At 42.9% G+C, this 14,959-nt stretch carries 9 protein-coding genes and 1 tRNA gene; 9 read left to right on the top strand and 1 reads right to left on the bottom strand.

Features of this window, described 5'->3' with window-relative positions; translation table 11 throughout:
- The first annotated feature begins 8 nt into the window (after nucleotides 1-8).
- The 4 genes from pds to H6G86_RS16145 all read left to right on the top strand — a co-directional run bounded on the left by pds (nucleotide 9) and on the right by H6G86_RS16145 (nucleotide 4,089).
- Nucleotides 9-1,448, top strand: coding sequence for a 15-cis-phytoene desaturase (gene pds, locus H6G86_RS16160; protein WP_190935179.1), 1,440 nt, complete (start codon nucleotides 9-11; stop codon nucleotides 1,446-1,448).
- The gene (crtB, locus tag H6G86_RS16155; protein WP_190935178.1) at nucleotides 1,432-2,364 is read left to right on the top strand and encodes a 15-cis-phytoene synthase CrtB; all 933 of its coding nucleotides are present in this window, start codon (nucleotides 1,432-1,434) and stop codon (nucleotides 2,362-2,364) included. The genes pds and crtB overlap by 17 nt, the downstream gene beginning before the upstream one ends.
- Nucleotides 2,365-2,490: 126 nt before the next feature.
- Nucleotides 2,491-2,582, top strand: a tRNA-Ser gene (locus H6G86_RS16150).
- Between the two features lie 184 nt (nucleotides 2,583-2,766).
- Nucleotides 2,767-4,089 carry an ABC transporter substrate-binding protein gene (locus H6G86_RS16145; protein WP_190935177.1) on the top strand — a complete coding sequence of 441 codons (1,323 nt, stop codon included), beginning with the start codon at nucleotides 2,767-2,769 and terminating at the stop codon, nucleotides 4,087-4,089.
- 77 nt (nucleotides 4,090-4,166) lie between these two features.
- On the opposite strand, the gene H6G86_RS16140 is transcribed toward H6G86_RS16145, so the two are convergent.
- A complete protein-coding gene (locus H6G86_RS16140) occupies nucleotides 4,167-5,012 on the bottom strand; it encodes a hypothetical protein (RefSeq protein ID WP_190935176.1) in 846 nt (281 codons plus the stop codon).
- Nucleotides 5,013-5,448: 436 nt separating this feature from the next.
- Here H6G86_RS16140 and H6G86_RS16135 point away from each other — a divergent pair, with 436 nt between their 5' ends.
- From H6G86_RS16135 to H6G86_RS16115, 5 genes are all read left to right on the top strand, one after another.
- Nucleotides 5,449-5,766, top strand: a complete 318-nt coding sequence (locus H6G86_RS16135) for a hypothetical protein (protein WP_114084056.1) — start codon at nucleotides 5,449-5,451, stop codon at nucleotides 5,764-5,766.
- 187 nt (nucleotides 5,767-5,953) lie between these two features.
- On the top strand, nucleotides 5,954-7,681 hold the full coding sequence (locus H6G86_RS16130) for a succinate dehydrogenase/fumarate reductase flavoprotein subunit (RefSeq protein WP_190935175.1): 1,728 nt from the start codon (nucleotides 5,954-5,956) through the stop codon (nucleotides 7,679-7,681).
- Between the two features lie 151 nt (nucleotides 7,682-7,832).
- Nucleotides 7,833-8,876, top strand: a complete 1,044-nt coding sequence (locus H6G86_RS16125) for a restriction endonuclease-related protein (protein ID WP_190935174.1) — start codon at nucleotides 7,833-7,835, stop codon at nucleotides 8,874-8,876.
- 14 nt (nucleotides 8,877-8,890) lie between these two features.
- On the top strand, nucleotides 8,891-12,205 hold the full coding sequence (locus H6G86_RS16120) for a pPIWI_RE_Z domain-containing protein (protein WP_206758438.1): 3,315 nt from the start codon (nucleotides 8,891-8,893) through the stop codon (nucleotides 12,203-12,205).
- On the top strand, nucleotides 12,202-14,757 hold the full coding sequence (locus H6G86_RS16115; RefSeq protein ID WP_190935173.1) for a pPIWI_RE module domain-containing protein: 2,556 nt from the start codon (nucleotides 12,202-12,204) through the stop codon (nucleotides 14,755-14,757). The genes H6G86_RS16120 and H6G86_RS16115 overlap by 4 nt, the downstream gene beginning before the upstream one ends.
- The last annotated feature ends 202 nt before the right edge of the window (nucleotides 14,758-14,959 follow it).

Genomic DNA, 14,959 nt, shown 5'->3' with positions numbered 1-14,959 from the left:
AGGGTTAAATGCGAGTAGCGATCGCGGGTGCTGGTCTAGCAGGACTTTCCTGCGCGAAATATCTCACGGACGCAGGTCATACTCCCATTGTCTTGGAAAGCCGGGACGTACTGGGTGGTCTGGTTGCGGCGTGGAAAGACTCTGACGGCGACTGGTACGAAACCGGGTTACACGCCTTCTTTGGGGCATATCCTAATATGCTCCAATTGCTCAAGGAGTTGGGCATTGAGGATAGACTCCAGTGGAAAGAGCATACACTGATTTTTAATCAACCAGACAAGCCTGGAACACTCTCACGTTTTGATGTTCCAGATATTCCATCTCCTTTCAACGTCATAGCATCGATTCTTCGCAACAAAGACATGTTGACTTGGGAGCAGAAGATTCGATTTGCCGTTGGCCTACTTCCCGCAGTGGTTCGGGGTCAGAAGTATGTCGAAGAGATGGACAAATATAGCTTCTTAGAGTGGTTGAAAAGGCAAGGTGTTGATGAGCGGGTAACTAGTGACGTTTTTATCGCCGCATGTAAAGCACTCACCTTTATCAATCCTGATGAAGTTTCAGCAACGATTCTCTTAACTGCACTAAATCGTTTTTTGCAAGAACGATATGGCTCCAAGATTGCATTTTTAGATGGTTCTCCCACAGAACGTCTATGCAGCCCGATTGTAGATTACATCACAGAACGCGGTGGAGAAGTGCGGCTAAATGCCCCCTTGAAAGAAATTTTGCTCAACGCCGATGGCACGGTGAAGGGATACTTGATTCGAGGGTTAAATGGGGCTGAAGATGAAGTTATTACAGCTGATTCGTATGTATCTGCCATCTCAGTTGATCCTTTAAAGGTCATGTTGCCTAAACCTTGGAAGCTGATGGAGTTTTTTCAAAAGCTAGAAGGTTTAGAAGGAGTACCAGTGATTAACCTCCATCTGTGGTTTGACCGGAAACTTACAGAAATTGATCACCTACTTTTTTCGCGATCGCCCCTCCTAAGCGTTTATGCTGATATGAGCAATACCTGCCGTGAATACGCCAACCCCAATCGCTCAATGCTGGAATTAGTTCTAGCTCCGGCAAAAGATTGGATTGCCAAATCCGATGAGGAGATTGTGGCTGCAACGCTTGCTGAATTGGAAAAACTTTTCCCCGACCACTTTGGGGAAGACAATCCAGCAACGTTGCTAAAATCTCATGTGGTGAAAACGCCGCGTTCAGTTTACAAAGCGACCCCTGGTCGTCAACAGTACCGTCCCGCACAAGTTACGCCCATTGCCAACTTCTATCTCGCCGGAAGTTATACCATGCAACGCTACTTAGGCAGTATGGAAGGTGCCGTACTTTCTGGTAAGCTGACAGCGCAGGCAATTTCTGAGGCTCTCCCGGTAGCAAATTCCTCAAACCTGCAAACGCTCACCCGACCGCCCGCAACGAATGCTGCAACTGCCTGATTCCCCCCCGCGCATGAAAACGCTGGTCTCTGTAGACGAGTCATACAAACTTTGCCGACATCTCACAGCAAAGTATGCCAAGACTTTTTACCTGGGTACTTTGCTCATGAGTCCGGTAAAACGTCAATCTATTTGGTCAATTTACGCTTGGTGTCGCCGTACAGATGAATTAGTGGATGGGCCCGCCTCTGCTATTACCACGCCAGAAACCCTAGACCTATGGGAACAGCAGCTGGAATCGATTTTTGCGGGACGACCATTAGAAAATTACGATGTCGCTTTAGTTGATACCCTCCAGCGCTTTCCGATGGACATTCAGCCCTTTCGGGATATGATTGCCGGTCAGCGTATGGACTTATATCGCAGTCGTTATGAAACCTTTGAGGATTTATACCTCTACTGTTACCGCGTTGCTGGCACTGTTGGCTTAATGTCAACAGAAGTGATGGGTGTAGATAGCACCCTATACACCGCTCCGTGGCATCAGAACAAACAACCATATCTTCCCACAGAAGAAGCGATCGCTCTGGGAATTGCCAATCAACTCACCAACATCCTGCGGGATGTGGGAGAAGATGCCAAACGGGGGCGAATCTACATTCCCCTTGAGGACTTGGAAAAATTCAACTACACCGAGCAAGACTTCTTCAAAGGTGTGGTAGATGATCGCTGGCGGGCGCTGATGCGCTTTCAAATTGAACGGGCCCGCCAATTCTATACCACGTCAAACCAGGGAATAACTTATCTAGCATCCGATGCCCGTTGGCCTGTATGGGCAGCATCAATGCTGTACGGCCAGATTTTGGAGGTGATTGAACGTAACGATTACGATGTGTTCAGTCGGCGGGCTTTCGTTCCCCAGTGGCAAAAGTTACGCACCTTGCCCTTAGCTTGGATGCGATCGCAAGTTCTTTGAGAAATTAGTCATTTGTCCCTAGTCCTTAGTCCTTAGTGTTTTATAAATAACCAACGGCTAATGACAAATGACAAATGACTATTGACTCTTAAAAACAAGTCTGGTACCATTGATATTCGTGAGTCAGGAGAGGTGGCTGAGTGGTCGAAAGCGGCAGATTGCTAATCTGTTGTACGGCAGGCAACTCCGTACCGAGGGTTCGAATCCCTCCCTCTCCGTTTTCCAAGTTTTAATACACAGAAAGTGTTCTGTGTAAACTAAATTATAGACGTAAACATTTCTACTCCCAAAGATGGATGATATGATTTATCCTTTGGAGTCTTGATAAGATCCAACTAACTTACAAACTTAGTTTGAATCTTAATTTTAGGCTCCTAAATATTTGAGGAGTGAAAGTGATTTATGAGAAAAATTAGTGCCGCCTTAACCTTGAGTCTAGCTGCCATAGCAACAGGATTCCTAGTTGGGGCTTGTGGTGATAGTAGTACCCCCAATGGTACAGCTACCACCGGAAGTAGTGCGACCCCAGCAGCAAACTCAACTACAACAAGCAGTGCTAAAGGGCTAAAAATCGGTTCCCTACTACCGACAACAGGCGACTTGGCTTCTGTCGGACAGCAGATGCTAGGTTCTGTCCCTTTACTTGTCGATACGGTCAACGCTTGCGGTGGGGTGAATGGCGAACCAGTTAACTTGGTGCAAGTAGACGACCAAACCGATCCGAAAGCTGGTGCAGCCGGTATGACCAAACTAGCAACTTTAGATAAAGTCGCAGGTGTAGTTGGTTCCTTTGCCAGTAGCGTTTCTAGTGCCGCAGTCTCCATTGCTACGCCGAATAAAGTTATGCTGGTTTCCCCTGGTAGTACCAGTCCCGTATTTACTGAAAAAGCCCAAAAAGGCGACTTTAAAGGCTTTTGGGCGCGTACCGCTCCCCCTGATACCTACCAAGCACTAGCATTAGCCCAACTTGCCAGAAAAAAAGGTTTCAAGCGAGTTTCTACAGTTGTGATTAATAACGACTATGGCGTGGGCTTTGAAAAAGCATTTGTGCAAACTTTTGAAAAATTGGGTGGAACCATCGTTAATAAAGATAAACCTGTCCGCTACGACCCGAAAGCGCAGACATTTGATACAGAAGCGGCGGCTGCCTTTGCTGGTAAGCCAGATGCAGTTCTAGCTGTACTTTACGCCGAAACTGGCAGTCTGTTCTTGAAAGCCGCTTATCAGCAAGGTGTAGCTAAGGGAGTGCAGATTCTGCTCACAGATGGAGTGAAATCACCTACTTTCCCAGAACAAGTTGGCAAAGGCAGTGATGGTAAATATATTTTAACTGGAGCGATCGGTACAGTACCCGGTTCCGACGGTAAAGCATTAGCAGCTTTCAATAAACTGTGGAAGGATAAAAAGGGTAATGAACCAGGGGAATACGCCCCTCAAGCTTGGGATGCGGCTGCTTTATTGACATTGGCAGCACAAGCGGCTAAAGAAAATACAGGCGTTGGAATAGCTGGTAAAATTCGTGAAGTCGCTGATGGTCCTGGCACAGAAGTTACCGATGTCTGCGAGGGACTAAAGTTACTGAAAGATGGTAAAAAGATTAACTATCAAGGAGCTAGCGGCAACGTCGATGTTGATGCTAACGGCGATGTCGTTGGTGTATATGACGTTTGGACAGTAGGAGACGATGGAAAAATCAAGGTAATTGATAAAGTTACCCCTAAATAGAAAGTTAGGAATTAGGAGTTAAGAGCTATTAAGGAAATATTACTAACTCTTAACTCCTAACTCATAACTCCTAACTCTTATAATCCAGTGAAGTTATAACCAACTCCTAACAATAAGCCAACATCAGTTTGATCGAAAAATCCCGCATTGACAGAGGCTGTTGCTGTGAATTGAGGAGTTAAAGGCACATCAATGCCACCAGATATCAAAAAGGCAAATTGCGAATCATTACCAGTTTTGTAAGCTGCACCAACTCCAACGTAAGGTGCGATCGCTAACGGTTCGCTAAAAGCATCTGCTGATTTGAAGGTAAAATCGTAGGTGAGCGGAAGCAAAATTGTAGTGTTGTCGCCAAATACGGCTGAAGGACGTACTGATATAGAATTTGTCAGTCCGACTTTACTAACTACTGCAAAGTTACCATCGCCCAAAGACGAGCTACCATCACCACTCAAACCAATGTTAGCAGCCACGCCAATATAGCTACTGCCACCACGGGTTGTTCTACCTAAATCAATATCCGATTGTGCCACTTTGGTAGCAGATGGTTGAGCAGTCGTTTGAGAAGTTGGTTGGACAAACTCAGAGGTGAGAGTCACAGACGAGGTTGCCACTGTGCCTGGAACTGGTGTAGACGTTGCACTGCCATTTTCCTGTATTAGAGGATTTTGGAGCTGCTGTACCTCAGCTAAATTTGTGGCTGTAAATGTTTCAGTTGTTTCTGTAGAGAGATTTTGGCTTACAGAGTCTAGTTCTGTACTAAACTCATTGGGAGACGCTACGGTTGCGGAAGAGTCAGTTAATGCTTGGCTGCTTACCTTGTCTACTGTCTGGGCACTTGCAGATAAGCCGCTACTCAGAACTACAAGAGCAGCTATACCTGGCAACCAAAAAACACCTTTACGAAGAAAAATAGTATTCACGTTCACTCCTAAAACAACATTGCCACGAAAAATAAAGGTTTTTGTTGATTTAAGTCAACAAATTCCGGCAATACTCAAAATTTAACACCAAAAAATCGGATTTCACATCCTTACTTTGCTGGATCTATCTATGGTCATAACGCACCAAAAATCTAGAATAGTGCGTTAATCTACGGGATAACACACCCTACAAAACTAGGTTTTTAGGACTTATGTGTACACCGTAGTATAGGGAACATGGAGATATAGGAAAAGGGCTTACCGTCGAGTATGCTTGTTTTATTTACGCCATGCAGGACTATGAATTGCGGTTTGTAACAAAAAAAGTTAATTGTGAAGCAATATTACGAATTTTGCAAAAATATTTAGAAATTGTCTACAAAGCAAACATGGTTCTAACGTAGAACCTATATAGGAGAGACTTGAGGCAAATGTGATGAGCGGAAATAATATTCAAAAGTATCGGTTTGTCTGTACGCTGACTTTTGGTGATATCTACGGTCAAATAATTGTTTGGTTAATTACAATTACCCTAAGTTTGGCATCTGCCTTGGCGCTGATGGGTGCGAAGCGTCCTGTGTACGCTTTAGCAACTGCGGGTTTGGTCGTTCTGCTATCGCTACCTTTCTTGTTGTTTGCGTTTGTCACGACCTTGTTAAATCATATTGAAGTCACTCCTGTAGGGCCGGGAACTAAAATGGAACCCATACCAGGTAATGTGTCTCAGCAACAACCTGTGCAAGCAGCTAGCTAAAGAGTTAGGAATGAAGACCTAACTCTTCATTCCTAACTCTTCACTTTTAATTTAAAAATTTGTAATAACATCCCTGTCTATAGGCAGGGAATTTTTTTGTAGAGATGCCACGGCGATCGCAACGCACTACCTGATTAATCACATCTCTACAATAGAACAGCAGTGCTTTGCAATCAAGGGACTAATTATGCTGGAACACGATGTAATTATTGTCGGGGGTGGATTGGCAGGATGTCGTGCGGCGCTGGAAATTGCTCGCACCGATCCTAGTTTAAATATTGCTGTGGTTGCGAAAACACACCCAATTCGCTCCCATTCGGTGGCGGCTCAAGGTGGTATGGCTGCATCGCTAAAAAATGTTGATTCCCAAGATAGTTGGGAAGCACATGCTTTTGATACTGTCAAGGGTTCTGATTATTTGGCAGACCAAGATGCTGTGGCAATTCTCACCCAAGAAGCGCCAGATGTGGTAATTGATTTGGAACATCTAGGCGTTTTGTTCTCTCGCTTACCCGATGGTCGCATTGCCCAACGAGCTTTTGGCGGACATTCCCACAACCGCACTTGCTACGCAGCCGATAAGACCGGTCACGCAATTTTGCACGAATTGGTTAACAACCTGCGGCGTTATGGGGTGCAAGTTTATGAAGAATGGTATGTGATGCGTCTCATTTTGGAAGAAAATGAGGCGAAAGGTGTGGTAATGTTCCATCTTCTGGATGGACATATAGAAGTGGTGCGAGCTAAGGCGGTGATGTTTGCCACAGGCGGCTATGGTCGCGTTTATAATACCACCTCTAATGATTACGCTTCTTCAGGTGATGGTTTAGCAATGACTGCGATCGCAGGTTTGCCTCTCGAAGACATGGAATTTGTCCAGTTTCATCCCACTGGTTTATATCCCGTAGGGGTACTGATTTCGGAAGCGGTACGGGGTGAAGGGGCATATCTGATTAATAGTGAAGGCGATCGCTTTATGGCGAATTATGCACCCAGCCGCATGGAATTGGCTCCTCGTGATATTACCTCACGCGCGATCGCTTATGAAATTCGCGCCGGTCGTGGTGTTCATCTCGACGGTAGCGCTGGTGGCCCCTTTGTCTATCTGGATCTCCGCCATTTGGGTAAAGAAAAAATTATGAGTCGCGTCCCCTTCTGTTGGGAAGAAGCGCATCGTTTGGTGGGTGTTGACGCGGTAACTCAACCAATGCCAGTCCGTCCGACAATTCACTATTGTATGGGTGGTATCCCAGTTAACACCGATGGGCAAGTCCGCACTAGTGGTGATGGCTTAGTTGATGCTTTCTTTGCGGCTGGCGAAACATCTTGTGTTTCCGTACATGGTGCCAATCGCCTTGGTAGTAACTCCCTGTTGGAATGTGTCGTTTATGGCAAGAGAACTGGGGCTGCGATCGCAAAATTTGTCCAAAAACGGAAGTTGCCGTCCGTAGATGAGCAACGCTATTTAACCCAAGCCCAGCAAGAAATTCAAGCTTTGCTAGAACAACCAGGAGAGTATCGCATTAACCAAGTCCGTCAAGCCTTTCAGGATTGTATGACTGAGTACTGTGGCGTTTTCCGCACTGAGGAATTAATGAGTGAAGGGTTACACAAATTAGCAGAAATTCAACAGCAATATCCACAAATTTATTTAGATGATAAAGGTAGTTGCTGGAATACAGAACTTGTGGAAGCTTTGGAATTGCGAAGTTTGATGATAGTGGGACAGACTATTTTGGCATCAGCTCTGAATCGGCAAGAAAGTCGGGGCGCTCATTTCCGCGAAGATTATTCCGAGCGAGATGATGCCAACTTTCTGAAACACACAATGGCTTACTATTCACCAGCCGGAATTGACATTCAATATCGACCGGTGGCGATTACTATGTTTGAGCCAAAAGAACGGAGGTATTAGCTAAAGGTAAATTTATATGGAAAATCGAGGGGACTACAAAAATTTTGTCCACCTCGATAAATAATAACGTGATTATAAATATTCTTAAAGTCTGAAAACTAGTTCAAACGTATTAAAATAACGGTCAATATCGCTATATAAAAGTCTGGATATGCAATTCAGTGAGGATGAAATTCTGTTCATCAAGTTATGTAAAGGACTTGTGCAGATTTGCGATCGCATTAACCGAGGTGAGCCAGCTTATCTAGTCGAGGACTCACAACCGTTTCCACAGCCATTATATGAAGCATTTCAAGGATTGAGTTTGAAATGGATACTGCGGGATGAGGAAATGCGACATCCAGCTATATTGTGTATGGTTGAAGGGGCCAGAGAGTCAGTAGAGGCAGTTGAGCCAGACTTTTCCGAATTCGTCGATTATCCTGAAGACCCATTAATTGGAAATATGACGCGCCCCTCAGAGGAATGCGAAGCTTGGGCTAGCAGGTATGCACTGAATTTGGAACGAGAGCAGAATCAAAGCTACATTCCACGCTTAATGGCAGAAATTGAGCGACTTAGCTTACCCCACAGTACCTACACACTTTTCCGTCGATTTATTGCTGAGAACCCATTTCCTTCAGATTTAATAATTGCCTTATTTCGCTCTAATAATCCTGATATCGATCCAGTTTTAGACCTATTGATGCAAGCATATCGGGATGCACCACCGCAGTCTGAGTCAATGCCATTATGCAAGACTTGCGGTGGATATTTGGATTGTGCCGCACGAGATATCCAAGGCTGTTGTGAACCATTAGAAGGGCGAGTAGATAGAGCACCGATAGAAGATACCGTCATATGCCTAATTAGACCTTCCCTCATAGAATTGCGTTTAGCTCGAACTCTCGAAAAAATGGGATTGCAAGTAGAACTATGGCCAGAACTAGACAAGGCTGATCTGAAAGTAGTACTACCGACTGGAGATATTTGGGCAATTGACGCTAAAGATTGGGGAAGCGCCACCATGTTAGCTAGAGAATTAAATCAAGATACGATTCCAAATATTGGCCAGTCTCAATCATTCTTTGTAATCCCAGATTACCGATGGAAAAATTTAGCATATCAAGCAGCTTTTAAAAGTCGGTATAAGGGAAATTTGCCTGTTTTTTCAGAGTCAGAATTAATTAAGCGTGTCAAGGGAGTTTTGAAGTGAGAGATAGCAGTACTTTGAATGAGGCCCTAAAAAAAGCAATGGGAGGTGAATCACCACCGATTGAGATGAAATTTTCCGATTTCGCCCGTACAGAATTAATGTTTCATGCTCTGTGGACTCATTTCCCTGACCAACCTATTCGGAAAGCACATTTACTGATGCAAGGCTACCGAGAGCCAGGTATTACAGATGCACAGTGGGATATTTTGAAGCATCTACGCCATTTAGCGGCAGAATTCCGTAGTTCAATTAGCTGGGAAATTGCTCTTCGTAGTTATGATGAGGTTGCCAAAAGTTCGGCTTCTGGTTGGCTAGGTTTTGAAATCGACTACCTAAGCAACAAAATTACGCCAACAAAAAAGATGGCATTGGCTCGGTATGACCTATACGAAAGCCTGCTGACTCAAGAGCCATTGAAGTTTCAGCAAAGGAAATACAGACCAGCCCCGGCTGGTGACTATGAGTTCAACATTAACCCACAGCAGACGCGCACAATCAGAATTTCAAACGAAATTGCCAATATTGGTGTAAAGTACGCCACTCAAATTCCCAGCATTAATCTTTCCAAGGATCGTCAGTCTATCAAAATCCCCCTAGCTGATTTGATTAAGAAAGGAACTGAATTGAAACCAATTTTAGGATACGACGCAGGGCAAATACTTAATCAGTCAACCTATTGGGATATTCAACAGGATCAAGAAGCCAGAGAGATTTATATTGATGGAGAAGGTCATATTTTAGGCCCGACTGGAAGCGGCAAATCCACCCTCATTGATTGCCTAGTTGCACTCTTGGTAGATAGCAATAAAAGAGTTGCGATTGCTACAAATAGTGTAGGGGAAGTACAGAACTGGCTTGAATTTGCTCAAAAAGTTGGGATCGCGGCAGTTCCGATTATTGGAGAATCGGAACGACACAAGCACCTCAGCCGATTAAATCAGGCTGTAATGTTCAGTAACAAACAGCAGCCTTTCACCCATCCTGGTTTTAAATGGCTGTCACAATCCTGCCCATTGTATAGCTTGGCACAACCTCAGATTCCACAAACATCAAATGGTCAGCGCAGCAGACCACCATGCTTCAGCAAGCTACAAGATGTTAATGATCAGAATAAGGTTTACAGTTGTCCCCTAGCTCCTATCTGTCCCAGACATATTAAAGCTACTACATTAGAAAATGCCCAACTCATAGTTGGAACTTTACAAGGGTTTATTCAGAAAAAAGTTGCCCCACACAATTTGACTGAAAATATTACCATTCTTGAATATTTGGCACTAACAACAGATTTGTTCATTATTGATGAAGTTGATCTTGCTCAACCCAAGCTAGATGAAATTTTTTATCCTACAGAGACACTTGCATCTTTCGATTTGTTGCAAGATACATGGACAAGAACTGAATCTTATCAACATGTACATGGTCTGATGGAAGGCGAAGTGGTTGTGCCAGGGAGATACCGCGATCCTTATTTAGAACAGTCAGAAGATCAACGACATTTAGCCAACCGAGGAATTGGGGCTTTAATGTATTTGATGAGAAATATTACAAACACAATTAAAGGTAAAAGTTCCCGTCAAGAAATTGAAAAACTTTTAAAAGCATATACCCAGGAAGGAAGATTGTTTACAGCTTGGACATTTTTTGATAAGTTGGCTGAACAACTTTCAGGATTAGCACATGTTCAAACTAGTGCTAACAAAGTCCGAAAACAAACTTTATCTAAATATCAGCGTAACTACGATCGCTACCGTGAAATTTTCAAGCGAATACAAAACAATCCTGTTAGTCCTGACACCATTGGTCTTAACTCTAGTGACACAGTAATTGCAGAACGTTTAGCATTAGTTTCTGGAGCATTGTTAGCAGGAGACTTGCTCACTACAGTACCCCATCCTAACTGCAAAAAGTTTATTCAAACAACGCGATGGGATATTAAATTTGAACAACTAGAATCTGATGTCGAGCGCTTCATAGACAACCTTGCTAAATTGCTGCAACTAGCCATTTATGCAGCCCATGTATTAGGTGCATTAAGTAAGCACGTATCGGCTAGAGGTTACGCTAGCGTTGACCTGGAATCTACCTTACCAATAACCCCTCCCAGTGACTTTGAAAGCTTGTTACCTAATTCTCCTGTTGGTTCCGTCACTAGCGCTCAATTCCTCAACAGACAACTTAGGATATTTCGTGGGATTGCCTTGGGTAGGTCACTTCTAAGCCAATGGAATTCTATCTTCAGCATAGATGGGCTGACTCCAGCAAATTTGTTAGTTACATCAGCAACTAGTTACTCAGGAGATACCGAACAATCATATCCTTTTCATGTGCAATTAAAGCCAACTTTGTTAATCGAACCGCCTCCTGAGAAGTCTAAAGCGGTAGCGCATGACAGTGAATTCTTTTATTGCCCCGTTGTCGACGATGCAGGAAATCCTGTCTTTATCTCCGGTAGTCAAGGAGATGATCGGCAGGAGAACATTAGCCGCATGATTGCAGGACTTTGCCGTAAAAGCAAACAAGGCAAGCCACTACTTGAGCAATTTCAAGATTATTTAGCAGCAAACGTAGGTAGCGATCGCAAAAATCTGCTAATTGTGACAAATAGCTATGCAGAAGCTAAGGCGTTTTACAATTCTCTAAAAAATCCCTATCTTGATAGGGCATCTTATGTTGTTCAAGATGGTCGCTGGGTTTCAGACGATCAGGTTTCCCGATCTAAACTCACTGAGTTTCCAGGTCGTGGTAAAGAGTTTTTAATTGCGCCAATGGGTGCTATATCTCGTGCTATTAACATGATGCATCCTCTGACTGGAGAACCATACTTTGGTGGTATGGTGATTGCTGTTAGACAGCACCCTAGCCCAGATGATAATCAAACAGTTATCAGTGGGGTTAATAAGGAAACAATAGATATCATCGACAAACTATCCGTCGAGGTTATTCAGAGACATGCTCGACATGCACGAGACACTTTTCTGACAATCCCGCAAATTTTCTCTCGATTACCTGATAGAATCGCTAAAATTGCGCTCAAAACGCCGCTTATCTGGACGCTAACGGTTAATTTAACTCAATTAATTGGACGTAGCACTCGCGGTGGTCGCAAAACAGTTGTCTGGTTTGTCGATGCCGCGTTTATGCCAGAAACCGCAAAGGGAAATTCGTCTGGGGATTCGGAGCAAAACTCTATTTTGTTTGCTGCCCGCAAGCTCTTGGGCAGCGCCATCAATAAAGGCGGTGCTTCTGGAAGGCTGATCAAAACCCTCTATGGGCCAGTTTATTACCCACTAACTCGACTAACCCATTTCATTCACGGAGTGAAACTTTGAGTATTAATTACTATCAGCCCATCTACCTTGAGTTTAAAGAGGCACTGGTCAGGGATATCACTGGTTTTGTGATGCCGTTTCCCAATTTAAAAAAATTTAATACCCATTATGGAGAACCTGAAGAAAACGCTCCAACAACTTCATTATTTAATACGCTACGATTATTGCTGCCACAGATTCGGGTCATCAACAGTTTGACAGTTAATGGTGAACCAAACCCCGCGACTTTCTTGGCTTATGAAGAAGTTGATCCAGAAATTCTAGCTCTTATATTCAAGAGATGGGTTGAAGTATGCTATCCAGAATCAGAACATGAAGCGTTAAAACCATATTGCAGTGTAGATCAGTTTCATTGGGCTGAAGTAGCACCTAATCATCTCGAATTTTGGGCACCTTCTTGGGCGATCGCTTGGGAACTAAGTAAGCACGAGTATCAACTAGGAGAAAATTCATTTAAGTTTTTATTTGGTCCAGGAAGAAGCGGAAATACTGTTGAACTTGTATCTTGGCCGCCATTTCCAAATGCACATGGTCATCGAGCATCTGTGGCGCTTATTATATCAACTCAAAGTGATATAGATCCTAAAAAAATCAACCTTCACTTTCAGATGAAGCGTTGGATAGTTAAACAAGGAAAGGACTCAGATATCCGGTTGGAGAAGCGTACTACAAGATGCTATGTTCGTAGATTACGATCTTGGCTAGGAGACTACAACCTACTACAGCCAAATGCCTTTACAGTTCTGGAAGCAAATTACCGTCGGGAAGGAACTGAGTATGTTCCTCAATGGAAAAACCGACAGGTCAGCCAAATTTTAGAACGTTTATCAGTGCAAATTCCAAACATAACGGATGTCTTGGCAAACCCATTAAATTTTCTTGGAACAGACCAGACAGATATTCTGATTCCGGCGCGAGTCTACCAGAAGGCAGGATGGGGAACAGGATTTACCTTTGGGGATGAGAGAACATTACTTGAACAAATCAAAGATATTTTGCCACCTAGCGTAGTAATTTCTGCTCCCTGGAAAAGGATTTCCGTTGACGGGGATTTGAAAAAATCTATTAGGCAACGATTTAAGGACACGCCAACTATTTCTAGACCTAAACCTTCTAAAAATGAACTTCCTAAAATTGACAAGGAATTAAAATTCTTCCTAACCGAGCGAGCAAATAACTTAACTCTTCAAGTACGTTACCGCACAGAAGAAGTCCGAGACGCTCTTGCATTAGTTGGCAAGCATTACTTTGGCAACAGTCTTAATCTAGAGTTTTATACATCCGAAGGTTTAGCTGATCCTTTAGTAGAGATGGAAAGAAACGGTCGAACAGTTATCATTGACCGTCATATTCGAGAATTTGGGCAGCAGAATCAACCCGAACATCCAATGCCGATGATCGTAGAAATTTTATCTCCAGACCATCCTAGATATCGTGGTAATCAAGATCCAAAACCTTATCTAAAATCTCTATTACCTAAGTATAATTTGATTCCTCAGTGCATCTTATCTACAGAGAAGGGAGATGATAATGAAACTGGGGAAGCCAAAACAGACGAAAATTTACAAAATAGTCTTTATAATCGTGCTCTTGCTGCCATTCTGGATGCAATTTTGCCATTCGACCTAAATTACCCTTTATCAACTCCTGACGATAACACCGTCTATGCTGGTTTGTATGTAATTCGACGGAACGAAAAAACAGCCATTCAAAGTTTTAATGAGCCAGTTTTAGTAGCAATTTATAAAAATGAAGTTAGCGTTTTATTGCCTCAAAGGGATCTAAATTTCCGAACTATGCCTGATACAATTTGCCAGTTATCACAGTCGAGAACATCTAAGGTTAATTGCGATCAAGTCATCAGTAATATGCTGACTACCTTGAGCCAGACATACTCTGCTGCTGACGATATATATCTATTTGTTCATGGTCAAAATGCTCGTAGCTATTGGTCTTGGTTACAAGATAGTAAGTTTCAGCCGGATAAACCACCAACAAATAAAATCCACATTGTTCGTATCCGTGACAATATGAACAATGAAGTTCCGCAAGGATATGGGCTTGCGACAAAACAGGAAACATTTACAAAAGGTGCAGCTTCTTTTACAAAAGGAATTTTTATTCCACAAAATTGCAATTTAAATGCAAGTGAGTTTACTCAAACTATCCTAAGCATTGTTGAAAAATCTGATACTAATAAACTAGCTAAAGAGATGAGTCGTTATCAAGCTTGGATATCGAGGACATACGAAAAAGAAACTAACAAAGATGGTAAATCAATAAATAAACGTGATGCAAAAACAGGCAAATGCATTATCAAAAATAATGCTCACAATCCATCTCCAAGAAAAGATTGGAAAGCTCCGCAGCCACGCACTCACAATATCCTAGCAACGCCATCACCAGATAAATTCCAACTTCATCATGTAATTACACACTATCTCAGATCCTGTCATTGGTGGACTTCTGCTGAATGTGAGTATCCTTTACCTCTCTCATTAGCTGAAAAGCACAAAGAATGGTGTTTTAATGATGCAGAATTGGAAAATTAAGAACAATCTTCGCAAACAAGAGCATCGATCGCCTACCTAAAAGTTATCTGTGAGCATTGATTATAAAGATGAATATGAGCTTAATATTTCGTAAACAAGTTAGCTAGAAACCTTGATTTAAATGCTTATTTATTACCAAATATTAAATTCATATCTTACAAAAATAAATGTTGGTACAACTCAGTGATGTAAAATCCTGAAG

Origin of the sequence: Nostoc sp. FACHB-133 (genome assembly GCF_014698055.1) — a bacterium.
Classification (GTDB): domain Bacteria; phylum Cyanobacteriota; class Cyanobacteriia; order Cyanobacteriales; family Nostocaceae; genus Nostoc.
This window is presented reverse-complemented; position numbering and strand designations above follow the sequence as displayed.

Excerpts from the sequence above, each read along its gene's own strand:
- crtB (WP_190935178.1), top strand. The coding sequence starts at position 1,432 with ATGCTGCAACTGCCTGATTCCCCCCCGCGCATGAAAACGCTGGTCTCT.
- pds (WP_190935179.1), top strand. The coding sequence starts at position 9 with ATGCGAGTAGCGATCGCGGGTGCTGGTCTAGCAGGACTTTCCTGCGCG.
- H6G86_RS16125 (WP_190935174.1), top strand. The coding sequence starts at position 7,833 with ATGCAATTCAGTGAGGATGAAATTCTGTTCATCAAGTTATGTAAAGGA.
- H6G86_RS16135 (WP_114084056.1), top strand. The coding sequence starts at position 5,449 with ATGAGCGGAAATAATATTCAAAAGTATCGGTTTGTCTGTACGCTGACT.
- H6G86_RS16130 (WP_190935175.1), top strand. The coding sequence starts at position 5,954 with ATGCTGGAACACGATGTAATTATTGTCGGGGGTGGATTGGCAGGATGT.
- H6G86_RS16145 (WP_190935177.1), top strand. The coding sequence starts at position 2,767 with ATGAGAAAAATTAGTGCCGCCTTAACCTTGAGTCTAGCTGCCATAGCA.